This is a genomic window from Curvibacter sp. GW821-FHT09D12, from assembly GCF_059416245.1.
This window is the reverse complement of record NZ_JBWKOU010000026.1, coordinates 62,367-70,428: the sequence shown is the minus strand read 5'-3', so window position 1 is coordinate 70,428 and position 8,062 is coordinate 62,367. Positions and strand designations below refer to the sequence as shown.

8 protein-coding genes and 1 tRNA gene are annotated in these 8,062 nt (G+C 58.9%); all 9 read left to right on the top strand.

Annotated features, from left to right (window positions below; translation table 11 throughout):
• Positions 1–75 (top strand): EF-Tu C-terminal domain-related protein (locus tag AC07PT_RS26340; RefSeq protein WP_494658062.1); only part of this gene is annotated, 75 nt, incomplete at its 5' end.
• Positions 76–84: 9 nt separating this feature from the next.
• Positions 85–160: transfer RNA gene (locus AC07PT_RS26335), tRNA-Trp, on the top strand.
• 89 nt (positions 161–249) lie between these two features.
• Positions 250–633, top strand: a complete 384-nt coding sequence (gene secE / locus AC07PT_RS26330) for a preprotein translocase subunit SecE (RefSeq protein ID WP_027477536.1) — start codon at positions 250–252, stop codon at positions 631–633.
• On the top strand, positions 633–1,220 hold the full coding sequence (gene nusG / locus AC07PT_RS26325; protein WP_492350711.1) for a transcription termination/antitermination protein NusG: 588 nt from the start codon (positions 633–635) through the stop codon (positions 1,218–1,220). Before secE ends, nusG begins: the two co-directional genes overlap by 1 nt.
• 127 nt (positions 1,221–1,347) lie before the next feature.
• On the top strand, positions 1,348–1,779 hold the full coding sequence (gene rplK, locus AC07PT_RS26320) for a 50S ribosomal protein L11 (protein ID WP_019577992.1): 432 nt from the start codon (positions 1,348–1,350) through the stop codon (positions 1,777–1,779).
• Positions 1,779–2,474, top strand: coding sequence for a 50S ribosomal protein L1 (gene rplA / locus AC07PT_RS26315; protein WP_492350712.1), 696 nt, complete (start codon positions 1,779–1,781; stop codon positions 2,472–2,474). Before rplK ends, rplA begins: the two co-directional genes overlap by 1 nt.
• A gap of 243 nt (positions 2,475–2,717) precedes the next feature.
• Positions 2,718–3,236, top strand: coding sequence for a 50S ribosomal protein L10 (gene rplJ / locus AC07PT_RS26310; RefSeq protein ID WP_027477533.1), 519 nt, complete (start codon positions 2,718–2,720; stop codon positions 3,234–3,236).
• Positions 3,237–3,275: 39 nt separating this feature from the next.
• Positions 3,276–3,650 (top strand): 50S ribosomal protein L7/L12, encoded by a 375-nt coding sequence (gene rplL, locus AC07PT_RS26305; protein ID WP_492350713.1) that lies wholly within the window; start codon positions 3,276–3,278, stop codon positions 3,648–3,650.
• A gap of 288 nt (positions 3,651–3,938) precedes the next feature.
• Positions 3,939–8,051, top strand: coding sequence for a DNA-directed RNA polymerase subunit beta (gene rpoB, locus AC07PT_RS26300; protein WP_492350714.1), 4,113 nt, complete (start codon positions 3,939–3,941; stop codon positions 8,049–8,051).
• Positions 8,052–8,062 lie beyond the last annotated feature (11 nt).

Below are 8,062 nucleotides of genomic sequence, written 5' to 3'. Positions count from 1 at the left end.
GAAGGTCTGCGTTTCGCCATCCGTGAAGGTGGCAAGACTGTGGGCGCCGGCGTGGTTGCGACCATCATCGAGTAATTGTCTCGGAGGGGTATAGCTCAATTGGCAGAGCGTCGGTCTCCAAAACCGAAGGTTGTAGGTTCGATTCCTACTGCCCCTGCCACCTGAAGGTGGCATCAAAAGCCCGTCAAGCCCTGACGGGCTTCTGTGTCTCAGGACACGCAACAAATTTGAAGCGGAATCCAGCCCATCATGGCAACTTCACAGGTTGAAACTGTCAACACAGGGGCCGACAAGGCCAAGCTCGTGGCTGCAGGCGCATTGGTGCTTGCGGCCTTGGTGGCGTTCTATCTGCTGACTCAACAGGGCGCGTTGGCGCAGTGGGCTGCACTGATTGTGGGTTTGGTCGCTGCAGGTGCTGTGTTCCTGACCTCGGAGTCGGGCCGCCAGTTGGTTGCATTCGGCCGAGAGGCTGTGCGTGAAGTGCGCAAGGTTGTCTGGCCTACCCGCAAAGAGGCCATTCAGATTACTGCGTATGTTTTTGGCTTTGTCGTGATCATGGCTTTGTTCTTGTGGTTCACCGACAAGACCCTTGAGTGGTTGTTCTACGACTTGATTCTGGGGTGGAAACGATAATGACTGACGCTGTTGACAACTCGGTGGCCCCGGTGGCTGCCACCCCCACCAATCCCGATCTGCGTTGGTATGTTGTCCATGCCTATTCGGGTATGGAAAAGGCGGTTGAACGCAACATCACAGAGCGTATCAACCGTGCTGGCATGCAGCACAAGTTTGGGCGCATTCTCGTTCCGACCGAAGAAGTGGTTGAAATGAAGAATGGCCAGCGCAAAACCACTGAGCGCCGCTTTTTCCCTGGCTACGTGCTGGTCGAGATGGTGATGGACGATGAGTCCTGGCATTTGGTGAAGCATACCAACAAGGTGACTGGCTTTGTGGGTGGGGCCAAGAACCGTCCTGCTCCAATCTCTGAAGAAGAAGTTCAGAAGATCGTCAGCCAGATGCAAGAAGGCACGGACAAGCCACGCCACAAGGTTGAGTTTGTGGTTGGCGAACTGGTTCGTGTCAAGGAAGGTCCTTTCACCGACTTCAATGGCTCGGTGGAAGAAGTCAACTATGAAAAGAGCAAGGTTCGTGTGTCTGTGACCATCTTTGGTCGTGCCACGCCTGTTGAGCTCGAGTTCACGCAGGTCGAAAAGACCTGAGTTTCTCCGGCTTGCCGGTTGTTGTGCCACCCGACTCGGCACAACGTCAAATTCAGAGTCGTTAACCCCGGGAAGCCATGTGCTGGTTGCTTGACCTGCATGGCGTTTGACCCGCAAGGAGTAAAGCATGGCGAAGAAAATCGTCGGTTTTGTGAAGCTGCAAGTGCCAGCTGGCAAGGCCAACCCGTCCCCACCGATCGGCCCGGCACTGGGTCAACGCGGCCTGAACATCATGGAGTTCTGCAAGGCGTTCAACGCTCAGACTCAAGGTGTTGAGCCAGGTCTGCCGCTGCCCGTGGTCATCACCGCGTTCGCTGACAAGAGCTTCACCTTCATCATCAAGACGCCGCCTGCGACGACTTTGATCAAGAAGGCCATCAAGCTGGACAAGGGCTCTGCTCGTCCGCACAGCGACAAGGTTGGCAAGATCACTCGCGCTCAGCTCGAAGAAATCGCCAAGACCAAGATGAAGGACATGAACGCAGCCAGCGTTGATGCCGCAATTCGTACCATCGCTGGTTCCGCACGCTCCATGGGCGTGACGGTGGAGGGTCTGTGATGACTAAGCTCACCAAAAAAGCAAAAGCCCTGCAAGGCAAGGTTGACAGCAACAAGCTGTACGCGCTGAACGACGCCATCACCCTGGTGAAAGAGCATGCTACCGCCAAGTTCGATGAGTCCATCGACGTGGCTGTGCAGCTTGGCATTGACGCTAAGAAGTCGGATCAAGTCGTTCGTGGCGCCGTGGTGCTGCCCAACGGTACCGGCAAGACCAAGCGTGTGGCTGTGTTCGCCCAAGGTGCCAAGGCTGAAGAAGCCAAGGCCGCTGGCGCTGACGTGGTTGGCATGGACGACCTGGCTGCCCAGGTGAAGGCTGGTGACATGCCCTTCGATATCGTGATTGCTGCCCCCGATGCCATGCGCATCGTCGGTACCCTGGGCCAGATCCTGGGCCCGCGCGGTTTGATGCCTAACCCCAAGGTGGGTACCGTGACCCCCGACGTTGCCACCGCTGTGCGCAACGCCAAGGCTGGTCAGGTGCAATTCCGCGTCGACAAGGCCGGTATCGTTCACTCCACCATCGGCCGTCGTTCGTTCGACACCGACAAGCTCCAGGGCAACCTGGCTGCTCTCGTGGATGCACTGAACAAGGCCAAGCCAGCGACCAGCAAGGGTGTTTACCTGCGCAAGGTTGCCGTGTCGTCGACCATGGGCGTGGGCGTTCGCGTCGACACCCAAACCATCGCAGCCTGATCGCTTCGAGCAAGAAATCGTCAGGGGACGTCAGTCCTCTGGTGTGGTGGGCCTGAGGTCTTGAAAGAGATCGCAGGGCCATCCAAGACCGCTGGTGTGGGGGCTGAAAAGCCATCACTTAATACCCGAGGGGCCAGCGCAGATGGCGATCCCGCTGCAGATGGAAATTTTCCAAAACAGTTGGTCGCTGCACTAAGGCGCGTCGAAGGAGTGATCCTGAGACGCATTTTGAAGGAGTAGACCTTGAGTCTGAATCGCAGTGAGAAAGAAGCGGTCATTTCCGAAGTGACCAGCCTCGCCGCTAAAGCTCAAACGCTCGTGATCGCGGAATACCGTGGCATCACGGTCGCTGACATGACCAAACTGCGCGTTGATGCTCGCAGCAAGGGCGTGAGCCTGAGTGTTCTGAAGAACACCCTGGCCCGTCGTGCTGTGGCTGGCAGCCAGTTTGACGTTGTCGCCGACCAGATGACCGGTCCGCTGATCTATGGCTTCTCCGAAGACGCTGTGGCTGCCGCTAAGGTGGTGGCCGATTTCGCGAAGACCAACGACAAGTTGGTGATTCGCGGCGGCGCTTTCGCAGGTAAAGCCCTGGATGTGAACGGCGTTAAGCAACTGGCCAACATTCCGTCGAAGGAAGTGTTGCTGGCCCAGTTGTGTGGCTTGCTGATGTCCCCGATCTCCCGCACCGCCGTGGTGCTGGGTGCTTTGGCGGCCAAAAAAGGCGAAGGCGCAACCGAAGAAGCTGCTGTGGCTGCTTGAGCCCACAGCAACCTTGAACCAATTGTTAGGAATTTAAAAATGGCATTCGATAAAGACGCATTTCTGACCGCTCTCGACAGCATGACGGTCCTCGAACTCAACGACCTGGTCAAGGCCATCGAAGAGAAGTTTGGCGTGAGCGCTGCCGCGATGGCCGCTCCTGCTGCTGGTGGCGGCGCTGCTGCTGCTGTCGTTGAAGAGAAGACCGAATTCAACGTCGTTCTGCTCGAAGCTGGCGCCAACAAGGTGTCCGTCATCAAGGCCGTGCGTGAAATCACCGGCCTGGGTCTGAAGGAAGCCAAGGACCTGGTCGACGGCGCTCCCAAGGCCGTCAAGGAAGGCATTGCCAAGGCCGACGCCGAAGCTGCCAAGAAGAAGCTGGAAGAAGCTGGCGCCAAGGTCGAACTCAAGTAATTGGGTCTCGCTCAGAGGCTGGAGTGCTCACAAAGGGCCTCCAGCCTTTGGTGCTTATTGGATGCGTCTCACAGAGCGCACCCAAAAGCTGCAGACTGGCAGCTTTTGAGTGTCTTCTGACCCCGACAGCAGAAGATGCCTTGGTCCGGGTGATGTGCAATGCATCGCCGTCAGCCATGGTTGGTAGTGGCCAACCGCCAAGCCCGCACGTGTGTGCCCAGCGTGCACCACCGTCCCGCGGGTCCAGTCGTCGAAGACCCAGGACTCATGTCTTTGCCCGGAGATTTCATGGCCTATTCATACACCGAACGCAAGCGAATCCGCAAAAGTTTCGGCAGCCGCGACAGCGTGCTCGAAGTGCCTTACCTGCTGCAGATGCAGAAGGATGCCTACACTGCATTCCTGCAAGCAGATGTTGCCCCCCAGAAACGCACCAACGAAGGTCTGCAGGCCGCTTTTCAGGCTGCCTTCCCCATCGTCTCGCACAACGGTTTCGTGGAGATGAAGTTTGTCGAGTACAACCTCGCCAAACCCGCGTTCGATGTTCGTGAATGCCAAACCCGTGGTTTGACCTTCGCATCGGCTGTGCGCGCCAAAGTTCAGTTGATCATTTACGACCGCGAATCTTCCAGCGCCCAGTCCAAGGTGGTCAAGGAAGTGAAGGAGCAAGAGGTCTACATGGGCGAAGTGCCCCTGATGACCGACAAGGGCTCGTTCATCATCAACGGCACTGAGCGCGTGATCGTGTCTCAGTTGCACCGTTCGCCTGGTGTGTTCTTCGAGCACGACAAGGGCAAGACCCACAGTTCGGGCAAGTTGCTGTTCTCGGCCCGCGTGATTCCTTACCGCGGCTCCTGGCTCGACTTCGAATTCGATCCCAAGGACCTGCTGTACTTCCGCGTGGACCGCCGTCGCAAGATGCCGGTCACGACTCTGCTCAAGGCCATCGGCCTGAACCCTGAGTCGATCCTGGCCAACTTCTTTGTCAACGACAACTTCCGCCTGATGGACAGCGGTGCACAGATGGAATTCGTGCCCGAGCGCCTGCGCGGCGAGGTGGCTCGTTTTGACATCACCGACAAGTCCGGCAAGGTGGTGGTGGCCAAGGACAAGCGCATCACGGCGCGCCACACCCGTGAGCTCGAGCAATCGGGCACCACCCATGTCAGCGTGCCTGAAGACTTCCTGATCGGCCGCGTTGTGGCTCGCAACATCGTGGACGGCGACACTGGCGAAATTCTGGCCAAGGCCAACGATGAGCTGACCGAAGCGCTGCTGAAGAAGCTGCGCAGCGCCGGCATCCTCGATCTGCAGTGCATCTACACGAATGAACTGGACCAAGGTCCGTACATCTCGCAGACCCTGCGCACGGACGAAACCAACGACGAGTTCGCTGCCCGTGTGGCCATCTACCGCATGATGCGCCCAGGCGAGCCGCCTACCGAAGACGCTGTGCAGGCTCTGTTCCAGCGCCTGTTCTACAACCCCGACACCTACGATCTGTCGCGCGTCGGGCGCATGAAGTTCAACGCCAAGATCGGTCGCGAAGAGTCGACGGGTCCGATGGTGCTGACCAACGAAGACATCCTGGCTGTGGTCAAGATCCTGGTGGATCTGCGCAACGGCAATGGCGAAGTCGACGACATCGACCACTTGGGCAACCGCCGCGTGCGTTGCGTGGGTGAACTGGCTGAGAACCAATACCGCACAGGTCTGGCTCGCATCGAAAAGGCCGTGAAGGAACGTCTGGGTCAGGCTGAGCAAGAGCCGCTGATGCCGCACGACCTGATCAACTCCAAGCCGATTTCCGCGGCTCTCAAGGAGTTCTTCGGTGCCTCGCAGCTGTCGCAGTTCATGGACCAGACCAACCCGCTGGCCGAAATCACCCACAAGCGCCGTGTGTCGGCCCTTGGCCCGGGTGGCTTGACCCGCGAACGCGCCGGCTTCGAAGTGCGTGACGTGCACGTGACCCACTACGGTCGCGTCTGCCCGATTGAAACGCCTGAAGGTCCGAACATCGGTCTGATCAACTCCCTGGCTCTGTACGCCCGCCTGAACGAGTACGGTTTCATCGAAACCCCGTACCGTCGCGTGGTGGACGGCAAGGTGACCGACCAGATCGATTACCTGTCGGCCATCGAAGAAGGCAAGTACGTGATCGCCCAGGCCAATGCCACTCTGGACGCCGAAGGCCGTCTGACGGGTGACCTGGTGTCGGCCCGTGAAAAGGGTGAATCGACCTTGCTGAGCGCCGAGCGCGTGCAGTACATGGACGTGTCGCCCGCCCAGATCGTGTCGGTCGCTGCCTCGCTGGTTCCGTTCCTCGAGCACGATGATGCGAACCGCGCTTTGATGGGTGCCAACATGTCGCGTCAGGCCGTGCCGGTGCTGCGTCCCGAGAAGCCCATGGTGGGGACCGGGATCGAGCGCGTGGCAGCTGTCGACTCGGGCACCGTGGTCACTGCCACCCGTGGTGGCGTGGTGGATTACGTCGACGCTACCCGCATTGTGGTGCGTGTGAACGACGACGAAGCCGTGGCCGGTGAAGTGGGTGTGGACATCTACAACCTCATCAAGTATCAGCGTTCCAACCAGAACACCAACATCCACCAGCGTCCGATCGTCAAGCGTGGCGACAAGCTGGCCAAGGGTGACGTGATTGCTGACGGTGCCTCGACCGACCTGGGTGAAATTGCCATCGGCCAAAACATGCTGATCGCCTTCATGCCCTGGAACGGCTACAACTTCGAAGACTCGATCCTGATCTCCGAACGCGTGGTGGCCGACGACCGCTACACCTCGATCCACATCGAGGAACTGGTGGTGATGGCCCGTGACACCAAGCTGGGCGCTGAAGAAATCACCCGTGACATCCCGAACCTGTCTGAACAGCAGCTGAACCGCCTCGACGAGTCGGGCATCATCTACGTCGGCGCCGAAGTGCAACCCGGCGACGTGCTGGTGGGCAAGGTCACCCCCAAGGGTGAAACCACGCTGACGCCTGAAGAGAAGCTGCTGCGTGCCATCTTCGGTGAGAAGGCTTCCGACGTGAAGGACACTTCGCTGCGTGTGGATCAGGGCTCGCAAGGCACCGTGATCGATGTGCAGGTGTTCACCCGTGAAGGCATCACCCGCGACAAGCGTGCCCAGCAGATCATTGACGATGAACTCAAGCGCTTCCGCCTTGACCTGAACGACCAGTTGCGCATCGTTGAGGCCGACGCTTTCGACCGTATCGAAAAGCTGCTCACCGGCCGCGTTGCCAATGGCGGCCCGCAAAAGCTGGCCAAGGGCACCAAGCTCGACAAGGCTTACCTGAGCTCGGTCGAGAAGTTCCACTGGTTCGATATCCGTCCGGCTGAAGACGAAGTCGCCACCCAGCTCGAATCCATCAAGAATTCGCTGGAGCAGACCCGTCACAGCTTCGACCTGGCTTTTGAAGAAAAGCGCAAGAAGTTGACCCAGGGCGACGAACTGCCTGCTGGCGTGCTGAAGATGGTCAAGGTGTACCTGGCCGTCAAGCGTCGTCTGCAGCCGGGTGACAAGATGGCCGGCCGTCACGGTAACAAGGGGGTGGTGTCCAAGATCGTTCCGGTCGAAGACATGCCCTACATGGCCGACGGCACCCCTGCCGACATCGTTCTGAACCCGCTGGGTGTGCCTTCGCGGATGAACGTGGGTCAGGTGCTTGAAGTCCACTTGGGCTGGGCCGGCAAGGGCATTGGCCAGCGCATCGGCAACATGCTGCAGGCTGAAAGCCGTCTGGCTGAACTGCGCAAGTTCTTCGAAGAGCTGTACAACGCACATGGCCGCAAGGAAGACCTGTCCCAACTGAGCGACCAAGACGTCATCGAGATGGCCGAGAACCTCAAGACTGGCGTGCCTTTCGCCAGCCCGGTGTTCGACGGTGCCGCCGAAGAGGACATCCGCGCCATGCTGAAACTGGCCTACCCGGACGACATCGCTGCCACCAAGGGCCTGACCGCTGCACGCACCCAGGCCAACCTGATCGACGGCCGCACAGGTGAACCGTTCGAGCGTCCGACCACCATCGGCTACATGCACTTCTTGAAGCTGCACCACTTGGTCGACGACAAGATGCACGCCCGTTCCACCGGCCCGTACTCCCTGGTCACGCAGCAACCGTTGGGCGGCAAGGCCCAGTTCGGTGGTCAGCGTTTCGGGGAAATGGAAGTGTGGGCGCTGGAAGCTTACGGCGCCGCCTACGTTCTGCAGGAAATGCTCACCGTCAAGTCCGATGACGTGCAAGGTCGTACCAAGGTGTACGAAAGCATCGTCAAGGGCGAACACGCCATCGAAGCCGGCATGCCGGAGTCGTTCAATGTGCTGGTCAAGGAAATCCGTTCCCTGGGCCTGGACATCGAACTCGAACGTTCTTAATTTGAAAAGGA